The 23530-nt window shown below is 75.6% G+C and carries 6 protein-coding genes and 1 pseudogene; all 7 read left to right on the forward strand.

Features of this window, described 5'->3' with window-relative positions; all coding sequences use genetic code 11:
• The first annotated feature begins 454 nt into the window (after positions 1–454).
• The 7 genes and pseudogenes from ACWGJO_RS21065 (at position 455) to ACWGJO_RS21095 (ending at position 23490) form a co-directional block, all read left to right on the forward strand.
• The gene (locus ACWGJO_RS21065) at positions 455–10216 is read left to right on the forward strand and encodes an amino acid adenylation domain-containing protein (protein ID WP_452185794.1); all 9762 of its coding nucleotides are present in this window, start codon (positions 455–457) and stop codon (positions 10214–10216) included.
• 136 nt (positions 10217–10352) lie between these two features.
• A pseudogene (locus ACWGJO_RS21070) lies at positions 10353–17423 on the forward strand (amino acid adenylation domain-containing protein); the annotation flags it as partial.
• A 104-nt stretch (positions 17424–17527) separates the two neighbouring features.
• A complete protein-coding gene (locus ACWGJO_RS21075; RefSeq protein WP_452185796.1) occupies positions 17528–18574 on the forward strand; it encodes an SAM-dependent methyltransferase in 1047 nt (348 codons plus the stop codon).
• The gene (locus ACWGJO_RS21080) at positions 18574–19605 is read left to right on the forward strand and encodes a pyridoxal phosphate-dependent aminotransferase (protein WP_359909565.1); all 1032 of its coding nucleotides are present in this window, start codon (positions 18574–18576) and stop codon (positions 19603–19605) included. The genes ACWGJO_RS21075 and ACWGJO_RS21080 overlap by 1 nt, the downstream gene beginning before the upstream one ends.
• Before the next feature lie 193 nt (positions 19606–19798).
• Positions 19799–21058 (forward strand): MFS transporter, encoded by a 1260-nt coding sequence (locus tag ACWGJO_RS21085; RefSeq protein WP_452185798.1) that lies wholly within the window; start codon positions 19799–19801, stop codon positions 21056–21058.
• 186 nt (positions 21059–21244) lie between these two features.
• Positions 21245–22342, forward strand: a complete 1098-nt coding sequence (gene hppD, locus ACWGJO_RS21090) for a 4-hydroxyphenylpyruvate dioxygenase (RefSeq protein WP_452185800.1) — start codon at positions 21245–21247, stop codon at positions 22340–22342.
• The gene (locus tag ACWGJO_RS21095; RefSeq protein ID WP_452185802.1) at positions 22339–23490 is read left to right on the forward strand and encodes an alpha-hydroxy acid oxidase; all 1152 of its coding nucleotides are present in this window, start codon (positions 22339–22341) and stop codon (positions 23488–23490) included. The genes hppD and ACWGJO_RS21095 overlap by 4 nt, the downstream gene beginning before the upstream one ends.
• Positions 23491–23530 lie beyond the last annotated feature (40 nt).

Here is a 23530-nt window from a genome sequence, read left to right on the forward strand (position 1 = left end):
GGGGATCCGCGTCGAGCAGCCGCTCCCCCGGCCGCACCGCCCCGGCGACGAGCGCAGAGCACAGAGCACACCGCCCGCTCACCCGGCGCGGTACCGCGCCCGAGCCGCCGCCCGTCCGGCCGCTCCCCCGGCCGTCGGCCCACCGCCCCGCCGGAACCCGCCGACACCGCCCCGCCCCACCACCGCAGCACCCCACCGCCGCGCGACGCACCCTCACGCCGCCGGCGCTGTCCCGTGTCCGACGTCTACGCGCGTGCACCGAAACGGCCCCGGCACACTCCCACCCTCCGCACCGCCGCGCCGCACGGCCGTCACACCAAGCACACCGCAGCACCGCAGCACCGCGAGACGACCGCAACATCGCTCCGCCGACCCCCGGGCCGACCGCCCCGAGGTCAACCCAGCTCGCCGCTCCCGCCACCGCGGGGGCCAGCCGCACAAGGGAGAGAGTCACATGTCCGGGGTCCAGCAGACGCACAGATCCGAGCAGCGGCCGGAAGCGGCCGAGGTCCTGTGCCGACTGTTCGCGGAGGTGCTCGGCCGGGAGTCGGTCGACCCCGCGGCGGGCTTCTACGACCTGGGCGGCGACCGGCCCGCCGCCGAACGGCTGCTGGCCCGGGTGCACGCCGAGTTCGGCGTGCGCCTGGCGCTGCCCGTCCTGACGGACGCCCCCACCCCCACCGCGCTGGCCGCCCGGCTGGCCGCAGGGGCACCCGCCCGCCCGACCCTCACCGAGCTGGTCGACGCCCAGGTCGCCCGCACCCCGGACGCCCCCGCCCTGTACGCCGAGGGCACCACCCTCACCTACGCCGAACTGGACGCCCGCGCCAACCGGCTGGCCCGGGTGCTGGCCGCCCGCGGCCTGGGCACCGAGGACGTCGTCGCGCTGGCCCTGCCGAAGTCCCCCGAGGCGGTCGCCGCGATCCTCGCCGTCGCCAAGACCGGCGCCGCCTGGCTGCCCGCCGACCCGGCCTACCCGGCCGAGCGGCTGCGCCACATGCTGACCGACTCCCGCGCCGCCCTGGTGCTCACCACCGCCGGGGCCGCCGGGCAGCTGCCCGCGACCGACGCCCCCCGGCTGCTGCTCGACTCCGCCGAGCACCGGGCCGACCTCGACGCCCGGCCCGGCACGCCGTTCACCGCCGCCGAGCGGGTCCGGCCGGTGAGCGCCCTGAACACCGCGTACGTCATCTACACCTCCGGCTCCACCGGCGTGCCCAAGGGCGTGGCCGTCACCCACACCGGGCTGCCCAGCATGATCGGCACCCAGGTCGCCGCCACCGGGGTCGGCCCCGGCAGCCGGGTGCTCCAGGCCTCCTCGCTCAGCTTCGACGTCTCGGTCTCCGACCTGTCCGTGGCGCTCACCACCGGCGCCGCCCTGGTGCTGCCGCGCGAGCAGAGCCAGCTGGTCGGCGAGCCGCTGGCCGCCCTGATCGACCAGTACGGCGTCACCCACGCCGACATCGCCACCGCGATGATCTCCACCCTGCCCGACCTCCCGATGCCCTCGCTGCGCACCCTGATCGGCGGCGGCGAGGCGGTCTCCCGCGAGCTGGCCGCCCGCTGCGGCCGCGGCCGGCTGATGCTCAACAGCTACGGACCGACCGAGGCCACCGTCATCGTCAGCATGAGCGAGCCGCTGACCGGCGACGAGCTGCCCCCGATCGGCCGGCCCTGCCAGGACGTGCGCATCCACGTGCTGGACGAGCAGCTGCGCCGGGTCGAGCCGGGCACCGTGGGCGAGCTGTACCTCGCCGGCCCGCACCTGGCCCGCGGCTACCTGAACCGCCCCGGCCTGACCGCCGAGCGCTTCGTGGCCGACCCGTACGGCGGGCCCGGCGAGCGGATGTACCGCACCGGCGACCTCGGCAGCTACCGCCCGGACGGCCAGCTGGACTTCCTCGGCCGGGCCGACGACCAGGTGAAGATCCGCGGCTTCCGGGTGGAGCTCGGCGAGATCGAGCAGACCCTCTCCGCCCACCCCGAGGTCCGCCAGGCCGTGGTGCTGGTCCGCGAGGACCGTCCGGGCGAGCGCCGCCTGGTCGGCTACACCGTCGGCGCCGCCGACCCGGCCGAGCTGCGCGCGTACTGCGCCGAGCGGCTGCCCGACCACATGGTGCCCACCGTCGTGGTGCTCGACCGGCTGCCGCTCACGCCCAACGGCAAGGTCGACAAGCGCGCCCTGCCCGCGCCGGTGTTCGGCGCCGGCGAGGAGGAGGGCCGCGCCCCCGCCGGGGAGCTGGAGCACACCCTGGTCCGGCTGTTCGGCGAGGTGCTGGGACTGCCCCGGGTGGGCGTCACCGACTCCTTCTTCGAGCTCGGCGGCGACTCCATCGTGGCCATCCAGCTGGTCTCCCGGGCCCGGCACGCGGGCCTCCAGCTCACCCCGCGCGAGGTGTTCCTCGCCCCGACCGTCGAGGCGCTGGCGCAGATCGCCCGTCCGCTGGAGGGCCCGGTCGTCGTCGAGCCCGCCGGCGCCGGCCTCGGCGAGGTGCCGCCGACGCCCATCGTGCACTGGCTGGCCGCCCAGCACGGCGCGGTCGAGAGCTTCTACCAGTCCACCGTGCTCACCCTGCCCGCCGGCACCCCGCAGGAGCACCTGACCGCCGCCGTCCAGGCCCTGCTCGACCACCACGACCTGTTCCGCGCCCGCACCTCCCCGCTCGCCGAGCGCCCCTGGACGCTGCACGTGCCCGAGGCCGGCGCCGTCCCCGCCGACGCCGTGCTGCGCCGGGTCGAGGGCCCGGCCACCGCCGAGGCGCTGCGCGCCGAGACCGGGGCCGCCCGCGAGCGCCTGTCCCCCGAGGACGGGCGGATGGTGCAGGCCGTGCGCTTCGACGCCGGTCCGCAGGCGCCCTCGCAGCTGCTGCTGGTGATCCACCACCTGGTGGTGGACGGCGTCACCTGGCGCATCGTCGAGGAGGACCTGCTCGGCGCGCTCGCCGCGCTCCGCGAGGGCCGCGCCGTCGAACTCGCGCCGGTGCCCACCTCCTTCCGCCGCTGGGCCCAGCGGCTCACCGCCGAGGCGAACACCGACCGCCGGGCCGCCGAACTCCCGCTCTGGCAGGCCGCGTTGGCCACCCCGGACCCGCTGCTCGGCGACCGTCCGCTGGACCCGGCCACGGACACCTACGCCACCGAGGGCCTGCTGCGGCTCGTGCTGCCCGCCGAGACCACCCGGGCGCTGCTCACCAAGGTCACCGCCGCCTACCACGCCCAGGTCAACGACGTGCTGCTGACCGGGCTGGCGCTGGCCCTCGGTCACTGGCGCGGCCGGGAGACCACCGGGCCCGACGGCGCCGTGCTGGTCACCGTGGAGGGCCACGGCCGCGAGGAGATCGTCGACGGCGTCGACCTGCACCGCACCGCCGGCTGGTTCACCTCCGTCTACCCCGTCCGGCTCGCCCCCGGGGCACTGGACTGGTCCGAGGTCACCGCGGCCGGCCCCGGGCTCGGCCGGGCCCTCGGCCGGGTGAAGGAGCAGCTGCGCGCCGTGCCGGACAACGGCATCGGCTTCGGCCTGCTGCGCCACCTCAACCCGGACACCGCCGCCGTCCTGGCCGGCTGCGCCGACCCGCAGATCGAGTTCAACTACCTGGGCCGCTTCGCGCCCGAGGGCGTCACCGCCGAGGACGTGCTCGCCGGCACCGAGGCGATGTCCGAGGGCGCCGCGACCGGCCTCGCGCTCGGCCGGGTGCTCGGCCTGGACGCCACCACCGTGGACACCCCGCAGGGCCCGCTGCTGGTCGCCCAGTGGTCCTACGCCACCGGGCTGCTCTCCGAGGAGCGGGTGCGCGCCTTCGCCGAGGCCTGGTTCGCCGCACTGGGCGCGCTCGCCGAGCACGCCGATCGGCCGGACGCGGGCGGGCACACCCCCTCCGACTTCCCGCTGGTCGCCGTCACCCAGAGCGAGGTCGACGAGCTCGCCGCCCACCACGCCCCCGCCCGCCTGGTCGACGTCTGGCCCACCTCGCCGCTCCAGCAGGGCATGGCCTTCCACTCGGCGTACGACGCCGACGGCGCGGACGTCTACACCTCGGTCGTGACCTTCGACCTCACCGGCCCGGTGGACGCCGACCGCCTGCGCACCGCCGCCGAGGCGCTGCTGACCCGCCAGCCGAACCTCAAGGCCGCGTTCCACCAGCGGCACGACGGCCCGCCCGTGCAGGTCGTCCCGGACGGCGTCGAGCTGCCCTTCACCGTCGTCGACCTGAGCGCCCACGCCGACCCGGCGGCGGAGGCCGCCCGGATCGCCGCCGCCGAGTACGGCCGCCGCTTCGACCTCGACCGCCCCCCGCTGCTGCGCTACACCCTGATCCGGCTCGCGCCCGGGCGCCACCAGCTGATCGCCTCCGCCCACCACATCCTGCTGGACGGCTGGTCCACCCCGCTGTTCGCCGAGGAGCTGTGGGGCCTGTACTTCGAGCAGCCGCTCGCCCCGGCCGCCCCGTACCGCGAGTACCTGCGCTGGATCACCCGGCGCGACGGCGCGGCCGCCCGCGCCGCCTGGGCGCAGGCCCTGGCCGGCGCCGACGAGCCCACCCTGCTCGCCCCCGGCCGCTCCGCCGCCACCCCGCAGCTGCCGCTGCGCCTGCACACCGGGCTCACCCCGGAGACCACCGAGGCCCTCGCCCGCACCGCCCGCCGCTACGGCGTCACCCTCAACACCCTGGTCCAGGCGGCCTGGGGCGTGCTGCTGGCCCGGCTCACCGGGCGCGAGGACGTGCTGTTCGGCACCACCGTCTCCGGCCGGCCGCACGACCTGCCGGGCGTGGAGCGGATGATGGGCCTGCTCATCAACACCGTGCCGGTGCGGGTGCGCCTGGACCAGGCGGAGAGCTGGGGCCAGCTGCTGCTGCGCCTCCAGCACGAGCAGTCCGCCCTGCTGGACCACCAGCACCTCAGCCTCACCGAGATCCAGCAACTCGCGGGCATGGGGAGCCTGTTCGACACCGTCACGGTGTACGGCAACTACCCGGACCCGTCCGCCCTGGACGACGCCGACCCGAGCGGCGCCACCCGCGTCCACCTGGTCGAGGACGTCGACAGCGCCCACTACCCGCTGGCGCTCGCCCTCACCCCCGGCGACGGCCTGCAGCTGCGACTGGACCACCAGCCGGACGCCTTCACCTCCGACGAGGCCCGCGCCCTGCTGGACCGCTTCCTCGCCCTGCTCGACCGGATCGTCGCCAACCCGGCCGAACTCGTCGGCACCGTCGAGGTGTTGACCGCGGCCGAGCGCGCCGAGCTGATCACCGATTGGAGCGGCACCAGTACCCCGCTGCCGGAGGGCTCGCTGCCCGAGCTGTTCGAGGCGCGGGTCGCCGCGACCCCGGACGCGATCGCGCTCACCGCCGAGGACGCCGAGCTGACCTACGCCCAGCTCAACGCCCGGGCCAACGGCCTGGCGCTGCGGCTGGTCGAGGCCGGGGTCGTCCGGGAGACGCCGGTCGCGCTGATGATCGACCGCTCGGCCGCCCAGGTGGTGGCGATCCTGGCGGTGCTCAAGGCCGGCGGCCTCTACGTGCCGCTGGACGACGCCCAGCCGACGGACCGGCTGCGGACCGTCCTCGCGGACGCCGGGGCCGGGCTGGTGCTGGCCGACGCCGCGCACCGCGAGCACCCCGCGCTGGCCGGGCTGACGGTGCTCGACCCGCACGCCGGGGAGCACCCCGAGAACCTCGGACTGCCGCAGCACGCGGACCAGTTGGTGTACGTGATGCACACCTCCGGCTCGACCGGCGTGCCCAAGGGCATCGCCATCACCCACCGCGCGGTGGTGGACCTCGCGCTCGGCGGGCAGTTCACCGGTGGCGGCCACGAGCGGCTGCCGGTGCACGCCCCCTCCGCCTTCGACGCCTCCACCTACGAGATCTGGACCCCGCTGCTCTCCGGCGGCCAGCTGGTGATCGCCCCGGCCGGCCGGCTCGGCATCGCCGAGCTGGCGGCGGTGATCGGCCACGAGCGGACCACCTCCGCCTGGATCAGCGTCGGCCTGTTCAACGTGCTGGCCGCCGAGGCCCCGGAGACCTTCGCCGGGCTGCACGAGGTGTGGACGGGCGGGGACATCGCCTCGCCGGTCGCCATGCGGCGGGTCCTGGACACCTGCCCCGGGCTGCGGCTGGTCAACGTCTACGGGCCGACCGAGACGACCACCTTCGCGACGCACTTCCCGATGACCTCGGCCGCCGAGGTGCCCGCCGTCGTGCCGATCGGCCGGCCGCTGCCCAACAACCGGCTGTACGTGCTGGACGCCGGGCTGCGCCCGGTGCCGGTCGGCGTGGCCGGCGAGCTGTACATCGGCGGCACCGGTATGGCCCGCGGCTACGTCGGGCGCCCCGGCCTGACCTCCGAGCGCTTCACCGCCTGCCCGTTCGGCGAGCCCGGCAGCCGGATGTACCGCACCGGCGACGTGGTGCGCTGGACCCCCGCCGGCGAACTGGAGTTCGTCGGTCGAGCGGACGACCAGGTCAAGCTGCGCGGCTTCCGGATCGAACTCGGCGAGGTGGAGGCCGCGTTCACCGCCCACCCGGCCGTCGGCCAGGTCTGCGTGGCGGTCCGCCAGGACCAGCCGGGCGACAAGCGCCTGGTCGCCTACGTCACCGGCGAGGTGCGGGCCGACGAGCTGCGCGACTTCGTCACCGAGCGGCTGCCCGGCTACATGCTGCCCGCCGCGATCGTCGTCCTCGACGAGCTGCCGGTGAACCCCAACGGCAAGGTGGACCGCAAGGCCCTGCCCGCGCCCGACTACAACGGCGCCGACGGCGGGCGCGAGCCGCGCAACGCCACCGAGCAGGCCCTGTGCGGGCTGTTCGCCGAGGTCCTCGGGCTGGCCCGGATCAGCATCGACGACAACTTCTTCGACCGCGGCGGCCACTCGCTGCTCGCCACCAAGCTGGTCAGCCGCATCCGCGCCGGCCTCGGCGCCGAACTGCCGATCCGCACGCTCTTCGACAACCCGACGGTGGCCCTGCTGGCCGCCGCGCTGCCCGACTCCGCGACGGCCCGTCCGGCCCTGCGGCCGGCCGAGCGCCCCGAGCGCGTGCCGCTCTCCTCCGCCCAGCAGCGCCTGTGGTTCATCGAGCAGTTCGAGGGACCGAGCGCGCTCTACAACACCCCCGTCGCGGTCCGGCTCACCGGCGCCGTCGACCTGCCCGCCCTGGAGCGTGCGGTCCGGGACGTGGTGAGCCGGCACGAGGTCATGCGCACCGTCCTCCCGACCGTCGACGGCCGCCCGCACCAGCTCGTCACCGAGGCCGCCGAACTCGCCCTTCGGCACGTCACGGTGGCCGACGAGGCGGAGCTGCGGGCCGCGCTGTCCGCGGCCGGCGAGGAGGTCTTCGACCTCGCCCGCGACCTGCCGGTGCGCGCCACCCTGCTGTCGCTGCCGCACGACGAGCACGTCCTGCTGGTGCTGATGCACCACATCGCCAGCGACGGCTGGTCGGTCGGCCCGCTCTTCCGCGACCTCGCCGAGGCGTACCGGGCCCGGCTGGCCGGCACCGGGCCGCGGTGGGAGCCGCTGCCGGTGCAGTACGCCGACTACACCCTCTGGCAGCGCGAGCTGCTCGGCACCGACGAGCGGCCCAGCACCCTGCTGACCGAGCAACTCGCCTACTGGCAGCGGGCCCTGGCCGACGCCCCGGAGGAGCTGGCGCTCCCCTACGACCGTCCGCGCCCGGCCGTGCCGGGGCACCGCGGCGGCCTGGTGGAGGTCGCCGTCGACGCCGAACTGCACGGCGCGCTCGGCGAGTTGGCGGCGGCACAGCACGCCAGCCTGTTCATGGCGCTGCAGGCCGTGGTCGCCGTCCTCTACACCCGTCTCGGCGCGGGCACCGACCTGCCGATCGGCACCGTGGTGGCCGGGCGCACCGACGAGGCGCTCGACGACCTGGTCGGGTTCTTCGTCAACACCCTGCTGCTGCGCACCGACACCTCCGGCGACCCGAGCTTCCGGGAGCTGCTGGACCGGGTCCGCCGCACCGACCTGGACGCCTACGACCACCAGGACATCCCCTTCGAGCGGCTGGTCGAACAGCTCAACCCCACCCGCACCCCCGCCCGCCACCCGCTCTTCCAGACCCTGGTGGCGCTGGAGGGCCGGGTCACGGTGCCGGACGCCTTCGGCGACCTGGGCTGCGCGGAGCACCCCTTCGAGCTGGACGTGGCCAAGTTCGACCTGTCCTTCCGCTTCACCGAGCAGGGCCCGCAGGCGGGCCTGACGGTGGCGGTCGAGTACGCCGTCGACCTCTTCGACCACGCCACCGTGGCCGCCCTCGGCGAGCGGCTGCTGCGCGTCCTGCGCGCCGCCGTGGCCGCCCCGGACGCGCCGATCGGCGGCATCGAGATCCTCGACCCGACCGAGCGCGAGCAGCTGCTCACCGGCTGGAACGACACCGCCGCGCCCGTCCCGGACGCGACCCTGCCGGAGCTGTTCGAGGCCCGGGCCGCCGCCACCCCCGACGCGCCGGCCGTGGTCTCGCAGAACGGCACCCTCAGCTACGCCGAGCTGGACTCCCGGGCCGAGCACCTGGCGGCCCACCTGGCCGACGCCGGGGTCGGCGCCGAGACGCCGGTGGTCCTGCTGATGGACCGCTCCGCCGACCTGCTGACGGCGATCCTCGCGGTGGCCAAGGCGGGCGGCACCTACGTCCCGCTGGACGACCGCCACCCGGCCGAGCGGCTGCGCGGGATCACCGCCGAGACGGCCGCGGCCCTCGTCCTGGTCGACCCGGCCCACCGCGACCACCCGCTGGCCGCCGACGCCCCCTGCCCCGTCCTGCCGCTCACCGCGGGCTGGTTCGACGGTCCGCGCGAGCGGCGCGCCCACCGGGCCGCGCCCCACCCGGAGCAGCTCGCGTACGTGATGTTCACCTCGGGCTCCACCGGGGAGCCCAAGGGCATCGCGATCAGCCACCGGGACGTGGTGCAGCTCGCCACCGACCCGTGCTGGCGGCACGACGAGGGCCTGCGGGTGCTGTTCCACGCGCCGCACGCCTTCGACGCCTCGACCTACGAGATCTGGGTGCCGCTGCTCTCCGGCGGCCAGGTGGTCGTCGCGCCGCAGGGCGACCTGGACGCGGCCGCCATCCGGGAGCTGGTCCGGGTCCACGCGCTCACCCACGTGCACGTCACCGCCGGTCTCTTCCGGGTCATCGCGGAGGAGGACCCGGACATCTTCGCCGGCGTGCGCGAGGTGCTGACCGGCGGGGACGTGGTCTCCGCCCCGGCCGTGCGCCGGGTGCTGGAGGCCGTCCCGGGCATCGCGGTGCGGGCCCTGTACGGACCGACCGAGACCACCCTGTGCGCCACCCAGTACCCGATGCCCGACGCCGCCGCGGTGCCGAGCACAGTGCCGATCGGGCGTCCGCTGGCCAACACCCGGCTGTACGTGCTGGACGCCGGTCTGCAGCCGGTGCCGGCCGGCGTGGCGGGCGAGCTGTACATCGCCGGGGCCGGCCTGGCCCGCGGCTACGTCGGCCGTCCGGCGCTCAGCGCCGAGCGTTTCGTCGCCTGTCCCTTCGGCGGGCCGGGCAGCCGCATGTACCGCACCGGCGACCTCGCCCGGTGGACCGCGGAGGGCGTCCTGGAGTTCCTCGGCCGGGCCGACGACCAGGTCAAGATCCGCGGCTTCCGGATCGAACTCGGCGAGGTGGAGGCCGCGTTCACCGCCCACGAGGGCGTCGGCCAGGCGCTCGCGGTGGTCCGCGAGGACCAGCCGGGCGACAAGCGCCTGGTGGTGTACGCCACCGGCAAGGCCACCGACGGCGAACTGCGCGCCTTCGTCGCGGACCGCCTCGCCGGCTACATGCTCCCGGCCGCCGTGGTCGTCCTGGACAGCCTGCCGGTCACGGCCAACGGCAAGGTCGACCGCCGGGCCCTGCCCGCGCCCGAGTACGCCGGGGCGGCCGAGGGCCGCGCCCCGCGCACCGAGCGCGAGCGGGAGCTCTGCGCCCTGTTCGCCGAGGTGCTGGGCGTGCCGACGGTCAGCATCGACGACCGGTTCTTCGACCTCGGCGGCCACTCCCTGCTCGCCACCCGGCTGGTCAGCCGCATCCGCGCCACCCTCGGCGCGGAGCTGCCGATCCGCACGCTGTTCGACGCACCCACGGTGGCCGCCCTCGCCGCCGTCCTGCCCGGCGGCGAAGCGGCGCCGGCACCGAAGAAGGCCCGCCCGGCCCTGCGGCCGATGCGCCGCCCCGGAAGCCAGGCCTGACCGGCGGCGGGACGCGGGTCCGCCCACCGGTCCCACCGGTGGCGCGGCCCGCCCCCGCCGCACGACCGCTCCGCCCTACCGGACGGAGCAGCCCCACCAGCCACAACCGCCGTACGTCGCCAGTCGGAGGCAGACCTTGATCCCGTTGTCGTTCGCCCAGCAGCGGCTCTGGTTCATCGAACAGTTCGAGGGACCGAGCGCCCTCTACAACACTCCGTTCGCCCTCCGGCTGACCGGCGGGCTCGACGCCGCCGCCCTCGAAGGGGCGCTCGGCGACGTGGTGGACCGGCACGAGGTGCTGCGCACCGTCTTCCCCACCACCGACGGCCAGCCCCACCAGCACATCCTCGCCGAGGGGCGCCCGCCGCTGCACCGGGTGCCGGTCGCCGACGAGGCCGAGCTGCACGCGCTGATGCACGAGGCCGCCGGGCAGGTCTTCGATCTCGCGGCCGACCTGCCCGTCCGGGCCTGGCTGTACGCCCTGCCCGCGCCGGACGAGCACGTCCTGCTGCTGCTGACGCACCACATCGCCAGCGACGGCTGGTCGGTCGGCCCGCTCTTCCGCGACCTCGCCGAGGCGTACCGGGCCCGGCTGGCCGGCACCGGGCCGCAGTGGGAGCCGCTGCCGGTGCAGTACGCCGACTACACCCTCTGGCAGCGCGAGCTGCTCGGCGAGGAGGACGACCCGGAGAGCGTCGTCTCTCTGCAACTCGCCCACTGGCAGCAGGAGTTGTCCGGCCTGCCGGAGGAGCTGGCACTCCCGTACGACCGTCCGCGCCCGGGCCGGCCGAGCCGCCGCGGCGGCGCCGCCGACTTCGAGCTCGACGCCGAACTGCACGGCGCGCTCACCGAGTTGGCCTCGGGCCGGCACGCCAGCCTGTTCATGGCACTGCAGGCCGCGGTCGCCACCCTCTACACCCGTCTCGGCGCCGGCACCGACCTGCCGCTCGGCACCCCCGTCGCCGGCCGCACCGACGAGGCCCTGGACGACCTGGTCGGCTTCTTCGTCAACACCCTGCTGCTGCGCACCGACACCAGCGGCGACCCGAGCTTCCACGAGCTGCTCGACCGGGTCCGGCGCGCCAACCTCGACGCCTACGACCACCAGGACATCCCCTTCGAGCGGCTGGTCGAACACCTCAACCCCACCCGCACCCCCGCCCGCCACCCGCTCTTCCAGACCGTCGTCACCCTGAACGCGGAGCGGGCCGGCGACCTCGCCTTCGGCGCCGCGACGGGCACCCCGGTCGAGGTCGGCGAGGCGCAGGCCCAGTTCGACCTCAACTTCAACTTCGTCGAGCGGCTCGCCCCCGACGGCACCTGCCTGGGCGTGCGCGCCGCCGTCGACTACGCCGCCGACCTCTTCGACCACGCCACCGCCGTCTCCCTCGCCGAACGGCTGGTGCGCGTGCTGCGCGCCGCCGCGGCCGCCCCGGACGCGCCGATCGGCGGCATCGAGATCCTCGACCCGGCCGAGCGCGAGCAGCTGCTCACCGGCTGGAACGGGCCGGCCGTACCGGTCGACGAGCGGAGCCTGCCCCGACTGTTCGAGGCCCGGGCCGCCGCCACCCCCGACGCCCTCGCCCTGGTCTCCGGCACCGAGCGGCTCGACTACACCGAGCTGAACGACCGCGCCAACCGGCTCGCCGCCCTGCTGCTGGAGCGCGGCCTGACCACCGAACAGCCGGTCGCGGTCCTGATGGAACGCTCCGCCGGACTGCTCACCGCCGTCCTCGCCATCGCCAAGGCCGGCGGCACCTACGTCCCGCTGGACGACCGCTACCCGCTGGACCGCCTCCAGCACATCCTCGCCGACACCCGTACCGGCCTGCTGCTCGTCGACCCCGCCCACCGGGGCCACCCGGTGCTCGCCACCGAGGGCTTCGCCACCGTCGAGGTCACCGCGACGCTGCTCGCCGAGGCCCCCGCGGCGGGCAACCCGGACGTGCCGGTCCTGCCCGGCCAGCTGGTCTACGTGATGTACACCTCGGGCTCGACCGGGGTGCCCAAGGGCGTCGCCGTCACCCACCGCAACGTGGTGGACCTGCTGGGCAACCCGCACTTCCGGGCCGGGCACCACGAGCGCGTGCTGCTGCACTCGCCCACCGCCTTCGACGCCTCCACCACCGAGATCTGGGCACCGCTGGTCACCGGCGGGGCGATCGTCCTCGCCGACCCCGGCGAGCTGGACATCCGCCGCCTCGCCGAGACCATCACCACCCACGAGGTGTCCCTGGTCCAGGCCCCGTCCGGCCTGCTGCGGCTGATGGCCGACGAGAACCCGGCCGCCTTCCGCAACGTCCGGCAGGTGTGGACCGGCGGCGACGTCGTCCCGCCGGAGTCCGTGCGCCGGCTCCACCGGGTCTGCCCGGAGACCGACGTGGTCGCGGTGTACGCGCCCACCGAGACCACCGCCATCAAGACCACCTTCACCATGAGCCCGGGCGGGCCCGTCCCCGCCGTGGTCCCGATCGGGCGCCCGCTGAACAACACCCGGCCGTACGTACTGGACACCGCGCTGCGACCGGTGCCGGTCGGCGTGGCGGGCGAGCTGTACCTCGCCGGGGCCGGCCTGGCCCGCGGCTACGTCGGGCGCCCCGGCCTGACCTCCGAGCGCTTCACGGCCTGCCCGTTCGGCGAGCCCGGCAGCCGGATGTACCGCACCGGCGACCTGGTCCGCTGGACCGCCGACGGCGTGCTGGAGTTCCTCGGCCGGGCCGACGACCAGGTCAAGATCCGCGGCTTCCGGATCGAACTCGGCGAGGTGGAGGGCGCGTTCACCGCCCTCCCGGCCGTCGGCCAGGCCTTCGCCGTGGTCCGCGAGGACCAGCCGGGCGACAAGCGCCTGGTGGTGTACGCCACCGGCGAGGGCGATCCCGCCGAGCTGCGCGCCGCCGTCGCCGACAGCCTTCCCAGCTACATGCTCCCGGCCGCCGTGGTCGTCCTCGACGCCCTCCCGGTGACCGCCAACGGCAAGGTCGACCGCCGCGCCCTGCCCGCCCCCGACTGGACCGGGGCCGGCGAGGGCCGCGCCCCGCGCACCGACACCGAGCGGGCGCTGTGCGAACTGTTCACCGACGTCCTCGGGTTGGACCGGATCGGGATCGACGACAGCTTCTTCGACCTGGGCGGCCACTCGCTGCTCGCCACCAAGCTGGTCAGCCGGGTCCGTACCGCGCTCGGCGCCGAACTGCCCGTCCGGGCCCTGTTCGACGCCCCCAGCGTGGCCGCGCTGGCCGCCGTCCTGCCCGCCCCGGGCGCCGCCCGTCCGGCCCTGCGGCCGGTCGAGCGGCCCGAGCGCGTCCCGCTCTCCCCCGCGCAGCGACGCCTCTGGTTCATCGACCAGTTCGAGGGCCCGAGCGCGCTCTACAACACCCCGTGCGCGGTCCGGCTGACCGGCCCGGTCGACGCCGACGCGCTCCGCACGGCCCTGGCGGACGTGCTCGACCGCCACGAGGTGCTGCGCACCGTCTACCCGACCACCGACGGGCAGCCGCACCAGCTGCTCCTGGACGCCCCCGAACTCCCCCTGCACACCGTGTCGGTGGACGGCGAGGAGGAGCTCGCGCGGGCGCTGGCCGAGGCCGGGTCGCAGGTCTTCGACCTCGCCCGCGACCTGCCGGTGCGCGCCACCCTGCTCTCGCTGCCCGGCGAGGAGCACGTCCTGCTGGTGCTGATGCACCACATCGCCACCGACGGCTGGTCCGTGGTCCCGCTGCTGCGCGACCTCGCCGAGGCGTACGGGGCCCGCCTCGCCGGCGCCGCCCCCGACTGGCGGCCGCTCGCGGTCCAGTACGCCGACTACACCCTGTGGCAGCACGAGCTGCTCGGCACCGACGAGCGGCCCAGCGCCCTGCTGAGCAAGCAACTCGCCTACTGGCAGCGCACATTGGCCGACCTCCCGGAGGAGCTGACGCTCCCCTTCGACCGCCACCGCCCCGCCGCCCCCAGCCGCCGGGGCGCCGCGGTGGAACTCCGGACGGACGCCGCACTGCATGCCTCCCTGGCCGAGTTGGCGCAGCGGAGCCGGGCCAGCGTGTTCATGGTGATGCAGGCCGCGCTGGCCACCACCCTGAGCCGGATCGGCGCGGGCACCGACCTGCCGATCGGCACCGTGGTGGCCGGGCGCACCGACGAGGCGCTGGAGGACCTGGTCGGGTTCTTCGTCAACACCCTGGTGCTGCGCACCGACACCTCCGGCGACCCGAGCTTCCGGGAGCTGGTGGAGCGCGTCCGGGTCGCCACCCTCGACGCCTTCGAGCACCAGGACGTGCCCTTCGAGCGGCTGGTCGAGCTGCTCAACCCGGTGCGCTCGACCGCCCGCCACCCGCTGTGCCAGGTGATGCTGACCTCCGGCGGCGAGGCCGGGGGGATCAGCCTCGGCGGCCTGCCCGGCCGGGTCGAGCAACTGGACTCCGACCTCGCCAAGTTCGACCTGACCTTCGCCTTCAGCGAGAGCTTCGACGCGGACGGCGCGCCCGCCGGGCTGGGCCTGACGGTGGAGTACGCCGTCGACCTGTTCGACCGGTCCACCGCCGAGGCGACGGCCGCCCGCTTCGAGCGCGTCCTGCGCGCGGTGCTGGCCGACCCGGACCAGTCCGCGGGCCGGGTCGAGGTGCTGGCACCCGAGGAGCGCGAGCAGCTGCTCACCGGCTGGAACGACACCCGGGAGGACCTCCCGCCCGGCACCTTCCCGGCGCTCTTCGAGGCGCAGGCCGCCGCCCGCCCGGACGCCGTCGCGCTCTCCTTCGGCACCGAGCAGGTCACGTACGGCGAACTCAACGAGCGCGCCAACCGCTTCGCCCGGCTGCTGATCGAGCACGGCGCGGGCCCCGAGCGGTTCGTCGCGATCGCCCTGGAGCGCTCGATCGAGCTGATCGTCGCCCAGCTCGCCGTGCTCAAGGCCGGTGCGGTCTTCCAGCCGCTGGACCCGCGCTACCCGGCCGACCGGATCGCCTACATGCTGGACGACGCCCGGCCCGCGCTGGTCCTCACCAGCAAGGCGCTGGCCGACGGCCTGCTCGCCGACAGCACCGTCCCGCGGCTGCTGATCGAGGACCTGGACGCCTCCGGCCACCCGGCGCACGACCTCACCGGCACCGCGATCACCCCGCACTCGGCCGCGTACGTCATCTACACCTCGGGCTCCACCGGCCGCCCCAAGGGCGTGGTGGTCACCCACACCGGCCTCGCCGCCATGGTGGAGGGCCAGCGCCGGGGCCTGGCCGTCACCCCCGACAGCCGGGTGCTGCTGTTCGCCTCGCCGTCCTTCGACGCGGCCGTCTGGGAGCTGGGCATGGCCCTGCTCACCGGCGCCCGGGCCGTCCTCGGCGACGCCGACCAACTGCTGCCCGGCCCCTCGCTGACCGACCTGATCGCCGAACAGGGCGTCACCCACCTGACCCTGCCGCCGACCGCGCTCGCCGTGCTGGCCCCGGACGCGCTGCCGCAGGGCGCCACCCTGGTGGTCGCCGGCGAGGCCTGCCCGCCCGACCTGGTCGAGCACTGGTCGGCCCGGCTGCGGATGGTCAACGCCTACGGCCCGACCGAGTCGACCGTCTGCGCCAGCATGAGCAGCCCGCTCAGCGGCCGGACCGCCCCGCCGATGGGCCGGCCCGTGCCGGACACCCGGCTCTACGTCCTGGACGCGGCGCTCCAGCCCGTCCCGGCCGGGGTCGAGGGCGAGCTGTACATCGCGGGCGCCGGCCTGGCCCGCGGCTACCTCAACCGGCCGGGCCAGAGCGCCGAGCGCTTCGTCGCCGACCCGTACGGCGCCCCCGGCAGCCGGATGTACCGCTCGGGCGACCTGGTCCGCCGCCAGGCCGACGGCAGCCTGGAGTACCTGGGCCGCACCGACCACCAGGTCAAGATCCGCGGCTTCCGGATCGAGCCCGGCGAGATCGAGGCCGTGCTCGCCCGGCACCCCTCCCTCGCCCAGGCGTTCGTGCTGGTCCGGGAGGACCGCCCGGGCGACCGCCGGCTGGTCGGCTACGCCGTCGCCCGCCCCGGGCACGCGGTCGACCAGGCCGCCCTGCGGGCCCACGTCGGCGCGACCCTGCCGGACTACATGGTGCCCTCGGCGATCGTCGCCCTGGACGCCCTGCCGCTGACCGCCAACGGCAAGGTCGACCGCAAGGCCCTGCCGGTCCCCGACACCGCCTGGCTCGGCTCCGGGCGGGCACCCGCGACGCCCCGGGAAGAACTGCTCTGCGGCCTGTTCGCGGATCTGCTCGGGCTGGAGAAGGTCGGCGTGGACGACAACTTCTTCGAGCTGGGCGGGCACTCGCTGCTGGCCAGCCGGCTGGTCGCGGGCCTGCGCGAACTGGTCGGCGAGGGCGACGAGATCGGCGTCCGCACGTTGTTCGAGGCGCCGACCGTCGCCCGGCTGGCCGAGCGGCTCGCCCAGGGCCCGGCCGCCGAGAGCTTCCCCGTCCTGCTGCCGATCCGCACCCGCGGCTCGCGCCCGCCGCTGTTCTGCGTCCACCCGGCCGCCGGCATCAGCTGGGTCTACACCGGCCTGCTGCGCCACCTCGACGCCGAGCAGCCGATCTACGGACTCCAGGCCCCCGGCCTGGCCGACCCGACCGCGCACCCGGCCTCGGTCGAGGACCTGGCCCGCACCTACCTGGCGCAGATCCGCTCCGTGCGCCCCGAGGGCCCGTACGCCCTGCTCGGCTGGTCCTTCGGCGGGGCCGTCGCCCACGCGATCGCCGCGCTGCTGCGCGAACAGGACGAGGAGGTCCGGCTGCTGGCCCTGCTGGACGCCTACCCGGGCACCGGCGAGCCGGGGCCCGAGCAGTGGCGGGACGACCCGGCGCAGCTCGCGGTGATCCTCGACTCGCTCGGCCACCCGGCCGGGGAGATCACCGCCTGGCCCGCGGACGAGGACGGCTACGCAGCGCTCGTCCGGGGCGGCGAGGGCCCGCTCGCCGGCCTCAGCGGCGCCGGGGTGGCCCGGGTGGTCTCGGTCTTCCAGTCCAACGCCGAGCTGTCCCACGAACTCCCGCTGCCCGGCTACGACGGCGACGCGGTGTTCTTCACCGCCGCCAAGGACCGTCCGGCCGACGCCCCCGACCCGGAGAGCTGGCGCCCGCACCTGGGCGGTCGGCTCGACGTCCACGAGGTGCCGAGCACCCACGGCGCGATGACGGGCTCCGAGGCGCTCGCCGTCATCGGCCCGGTGCTCGCCGCCCACCTGACTCCCTGACCCGCCCGCACCACCGACTCGACACCCCTACCGACCGCAGGCGACCGACCTGCGCACACCACGCGGGCCGCACCCGGCCCGCCCACCGAGAAACGGACACCACCATGACCACTGCGGCCATCCCCGACACCTGGCGTGGCATCACCCCGTCGCCGATCACCTCGACCGACGCCTACAACGGCTTCATCGCCGCCAACGTGATCTTCGCGCTGGACCGGATCGGCCTGCTGGAGACGATCGGGCGCGGCGAGCCGCTCTCGGCCGCCGAGGCCACCGCCCGGGCCGGCGACACCGCCCGCACCGAGGCCGTGCTGCGCGCCGCCGCCGACTACGGCTACCTCAAGGCCGACGGCGACGCCTACCTGCCCACCGAGGCGGGCCTGGAGATCGCCGCCGCGCGCGGCTACTTCACCTGGGCCGTCGGCGGCTACCACGACGTGTTCGGCCGCGCCGGCCACCTGAGCGCCGGCACCCACCGCTACGACCAGGACGTCTTCCGCGACGAGGCGATGGTCGCCCTCGGCTCCGCCCAGTGCGACCAGTCGCTGTTCGCCGCGCAGCTGACCGACGTGCTCAGCGGGATCGACTTCCGCACCATCGCCGACCTGGGCTCCGGCACCTCCGCCCGGGTGCGCCGCGTGGTCTCGCAGCGCGAGGGCACCCGGGGCCTGGGCATCGACATCAGCCGCCCGGCCACCGACATCGCCCGCCGCGACATCGTCGAGGCCGGCATGCAGGACCGGGTCACCGCCGTCCGCGCGGACGTCCTGGGCCTGCTCGGCACCCAGATCGACAACGACGCCGAGGCCGCCGAGGTGGCCGAGGTCGACACCGTGATCAGCTTCTTCCTGCTGCACGACCTGCTGGCCGACCCGGCCACCCGCTCCTCGATCTTCACCCGGATGCGGGAGGCCTTCCCGAAGGCCCGCACCTTCGTCCTCGGCGACACCATGCTGCGCGACCCGGGCACCTCCGACGGCGCCCAGCCGGTCTTCTCGGTCGGCTTCGAGCTGGCGCACGCGATGATGGGCGTCCCGCTGCACACCAAGGCCACCTACGAGACCCTCTTCACCGACGCCGGCCTGCGGATCGACCGCGTCGAGGCGCTGGCCACCCCGCACTCCTGGCTCTACGTCCTCCAGGCCGACTGATGGCCGCCCCGTCGACCGCCAGACACCTGCTGGCACAGAACGAGCACCCGTACCCGCCGCTGCCGTCGGTGCTGGCCGCGCTGGCCGAGGCCAGTGCCGACCTGCACCGCTACCCGGACTTCCGGCCGGAGCGGATCGCCGGGATCGTCGCCGACTGGCAGGGCGTCCCGGCCGGCCAGGTCGTGGTCGGCCACGGCTCGGCGGGCGTGGCGCTGGACCTCTTCCACACGGTGGTCGAGCCCGGCGACAACGTGGTGCACTCGGATCCCTGCTTCGACGCGTACCCGCTGTTCTGCGAGATCGCCCGGGCCGAGGCCCGGCCGGTCCCGCTCGGCCCCGACGCCCGGCACGACCTGGCGGCGATGGCCGAGCGGATGGACGAGCGCACCCGGATCGTCGTGCTGTGCAACCCGCACAACCCGACCGGCACGGTCTACTCCTGGGCCGAGCTGACGGAGTTCTTCCGCCGGGTGCCGTCCACCGCGCTGATCCTGCTCGACGAGGCCTACGTCGACTTCGCCCGGGACTGGCAGGCCCCGGAGGTCCCGGCCCGGATCGCCGAGTGGCCGAACCTGGTGGTGCTGCGCACCCTGTCCAAGTCCCACGGCATCGCCGCGCTGCGGATCGGCTACGCGCTGGCGGAGGAGTCGGTGGCCCGGCGGGTGCGGGACCACCAGGTGCCGTACGCGGTGAACCGGCTCCAGGAGGCGGGCCTGCTCGCGGCCGTCGCCGCCGAGGACGAGATGGCGCGCCGGATCGCCGAGATCGCCGCGGAGCGGGAGCGCACCGAGGCCGAACTGCTGCGGCTCGGCTGGACGGTGGCGCCCAGCGTCACCAACTTCCTGTGGGTCGACGCCCCCGGTGACCAGCTCCCGCTGCGCGCGGAGCTGGAGCGCCTGGGCGTCGCCGTCCGGTACTACCCCGGCCGGGGCATCCGGGTCGCCATCGGCGAGAAGGATGCCAACGACGCGGTGATCGAGGGTTTCGCCGCCGTCGCACCGCTCGCCCCGGCCCACCCCGTCGCACCCTGACCGCCCGGCGCCCCGAGCACCCCGCGTGCGTCAGGGCGCACCCCCGGCCCCCGGGGCGCCGGCGGGCGCCCCGGCACCGGCGCACCACCGCACGGCCCTGTTCCACCGCACCACCGCACGGCCCCGCACCACCCCGTTCCACCGCACACCCCCGCACACCCCGAAGCGCCGTCGGCGCAGCGAAGGAACCGCCATGCACCCGCTGTTGGCCCGCCCGGAGTTCCGGCGCTACCTCGCCGGGCAGACCCTGTCCGTTCTCGGTGACAGCGCCCTCTCCATCGCCCTCGGCATCTGGGCCAAGGTGCTGACCGGCAGCAACTCCGCCGCCGGTCTGGTGCTGTTCTGCTTCTCCGCGCCCCTGCTGCTGCTGCCGCTCGGCGGCCTGCTCGCCGACCGGGTCCGGCGCAAGCCGCTGCTGGTCGGGGTCAACCTGACGGTGGCGGTGTCGCTGCTGCCGCTGCTGCTGGTCGACGGCCGGGACACGGTCTGGATCATCTACTGCACCGCCACGGTCTGCGGTCTGGCCGGGGCCGTCCTGGCCCCGGCGCAGAGCGCGCTGCTGCGCAGCATCCTGACGGAGCGTCAGGACTTCGGCGCGGCGGCCGGACTGACCCAGAGCGCCCGGGCCGGCACCACGCTGGTGGCACCGCTGCTCGGCTCCGGGCTCTACGGCTGGTTCGGCGGGCACGTGGTGGCCGTGGCCGACCTCGCCGTGCTGCTGCTGGCGGCACTGAGCTTCCTCACCCTGCGGGTGGCGGAGGTCAAGCCGGAGCCCTCGGGCCTGCGTTGGCGCACCGAGGTGCTGGCGGGCTTCGTCCACCTGCGCGGTTCGGTCGGGCTGCGGCCGCTGGTGGTGGCCACCGCCGGCGCCGGCTTCGTGCTGAGCCTGCTCCAGCCGGTGCTGTTCGCGCTGACCCAGCACGGGCTGCACCGCTCGCCGCAGTTCCTCGGCGTCCTGGAGACCACCGAGGCGGTCGGCGCGCTGGTCGGCTCGGTGGTCGGCGGTCTGCTGATCGGCCGGCTCGGACCGCGCCGGACGGTCATGGCGGGATCGGCGGTGTTCGGCCTCGGCATCGTCCTGCTGCTGGCCCCGTCGCTGTACGTGGTGTCGGCCGGCCTGGTGATCGCGGGCGCGGGCATCCCGGCCGCCCTGGTCGGGCTCGCCACCGCCGCCCAGGCGTCCACCCCGCCGCAGCTGATGGGGCGCGCCCAGGCGGCCGTCAACCTCTCGCTCACCGCGCCGCAGGCGCTGGCCGTGGGCGTCGGCTCCGGTCTGGTGGCCGCCCTGGACTTCCGGGTGGTGCTGGGCGTGATGGTGGTCGGCGCGCTGCTCGCGGCCGCCCACCTGATCGGCAAGCCGGAGGCCCCGACGGAGCCGCCGGAGCCCGAGGGCGCGTCCGAGGGCGACGGCCCGGCCGAGCCGGAGGACGCCAAGGACCTCCAGCCCACCTGACCGGCCCCGGCCGGCCCACCGGCCCGCCCGCCCGAACTCCGCACCACGTGAACGTCGCACCGCCCGAACGTCCGCACCACCCGAACTCCCGCACCACCGCCGCGCGCACCCGCACCGCCGAGCACGTCCGCCCGCCCGATCGCCCCTCAGCACCCTCCCGTTCCTCCTCACGAGAGAGCTCCTCAGATGACCGACCGTTCCTCGCCCGCCGTCACCCCGATCCCCGTCGAGCTGGACCACGTCGAGTTCTACGTGGCCGACGTGGGCGCCGAGACCGCCAAGCTGACCACGGAGTACGGTTTCGAGCTGCTCGTCCCGCCGACCGAGCGCGGCGACAGCGCCGAGCGCTGCCTGTCCGCGCTGGTCGGCCAGTCCGGCATCCGGCTGCTGATCACCCAGCCGCTGGCCGCCGGCCACCCCGCCACCGACTACCTGGAGCGCCACGGCGACGGCGTGGGCGCCCTCGGCCTGCGGGTGCCGGACGCCGCCGACGCGTTCCGCACGCTGACCGCCCGCGGCGCCGCCGCCCTGCGCGAGCCGCAGGCCGCGGACGGCTGCGTCACCGCGGTGGTCGACGCCTTCGGCGACGTGGTGCACACCCTGGTCGAGCGCGGCCCCGAGGTCCCCGCCGGCCGCCTCCCCGGCCTGCCGGACCCGGCCGAGCCGACCGGCGAGGGCGAGGTCGGCCTGCACTCCGTCGACCACTTCGCGGTCCTGATCCCGTTCGGCGAGCTGCGCAAGACCGAGCACCGCTACCGCGAGGTCTTCGGCTTCCGGACGATCTTCGAGGAGCGGGTCGAGGTCGGCACGCTCGGCATGGACTCGGCCGTCGTGCAGAGCGCCGACCGCAGCGTCACCCTCACCCTGATCGAGCCGCTCACCGCGGACGCGGGCGGCCAGATCGCCTCCTTCCTGACCGGCCACGGCGGCGCCGGCGTCCAGCACGTCGCCTTCGCCGCCGAGGACGCGGTGCACTCCGTCGCCACCATGGCCGAGCGCGGCGTGCCGTTCCTGCGCACCCCGCAGACCTACTACGACGCGCTGCCCGACCGCCTGACGCCGCTGCGGCACTCCTTCGAGCAGCTGCGCGAGCTGAACCTGCTGGTCGACCAGGACCACGACGGCCAGCTGTTCCAGATCTTCACCCGCTCCCAGCACCCGCGGAACACCTACTTCTTCGAGGTGATCGAGCGCATCCGGGCCCGCAACTTCGGCAGCAACAACATCCGCGCCCTCTACGAGGCCGTGGAGCTGCAGCGCAACGCCGGCGAAGTGGCCGGATGAGCGCGTCCGTCCGTAGCGTTCCACCGGCCGGCCCGGCCGCCGGGCGCCCGGTGCTGTCCGTCGCGGAGTACGCCGACCGGGCCCGGGCCGCGCTCGCGCCCGAGGTCTGGGAGTGGCTGGAGGGCGGCGCGGAACGCGAACTGACCCTCGCCGCCAACCGGGCCGCCTTCGACCGGGTGGGCCTGGTGCCCCGGGTGCTGACCGACGTCAGCACCCGGGACACCACCGCCACCCTGGTGCGCAGCCGGGCGGCCCTGCCGGTGGCGGTGGCGCCCGTCGCCTACCACCGGCTGTTCCACCCGGAGGGCGAGCTGGCCTCGGCCCGCGCCTGCGCGGCCGCGGGCGTGCCGTTCACCGTCGGCACGCTCAGCAGCGTCGGCTTCGAGGAGCTGGCGGGGACCGGCGCCACGCTCTGGTTCCAGCTGTACTGGCTGCGCGACCGCGGCCGGCTGCTCGACCTGGTCAGGGCCGCCGAGGAGGCCGGCAGCGAGGCCCTGGTGGTCACCGCCGACGTCCCGTACATGGGCCGCCGGCTGCGCGACGCCAGGAACGCCTTCGCGCTGCCCGCCGACGTCCGCGCGGCGCTGCTGGAGGGCGGCGCGGCCGGGCGGGCGCACGAGTCCACCGCCGCCGTCTCGGCGGTGGCCGCGCACACCGCCGAACTGCTCTCCCCCGGCGTCACCTGGGCCGATCTCGAATGGCTGCGCGGGGAGACCGAACTGCCGCTGGTGGTCAAGGGCGTGCTCGACCCGGCCGACGCGCGGCGGGCCGCCGGGATCGGCGCCGCGGCCGTGGTGGTCTCCAACCACGGCGGCCGCCAGCTCGACCGGGCCGTGCCCGCGGTGACGGTCCTGCCGGCCGTCGCCGAGGCGCTGGCCGGCGAGGACTGCCAGGTGCTGATGGACAGCGGGGTGCGCGGCGGCTCGGACGTGCTCACCGCGCTGGCCCTCGGCGCCTCCGGGGTCCTGCTCGGGCGCCCGCTGATCTGGGGCCTGGCGGCCGGCGGCGAGGCGGGCTGCACCGAGGTCCTCGACCTGCTCGCCGCCGAGCTGCGGCACGCGCTCGGCCTCGCGGGCTGCGCCGACCTGCGGGCCGCCGCCGAACTGCGCACCACCACCCTGCCCGGCACCACCTGGAGCACCCCGTGACCACCATCGCCGCACCGCACGACCTGCTGCTGGCGGGCCT

The sequence above is a fragment of the Kitasatospora sp. NPDC054795 genome (assembly GCF_053611565.1).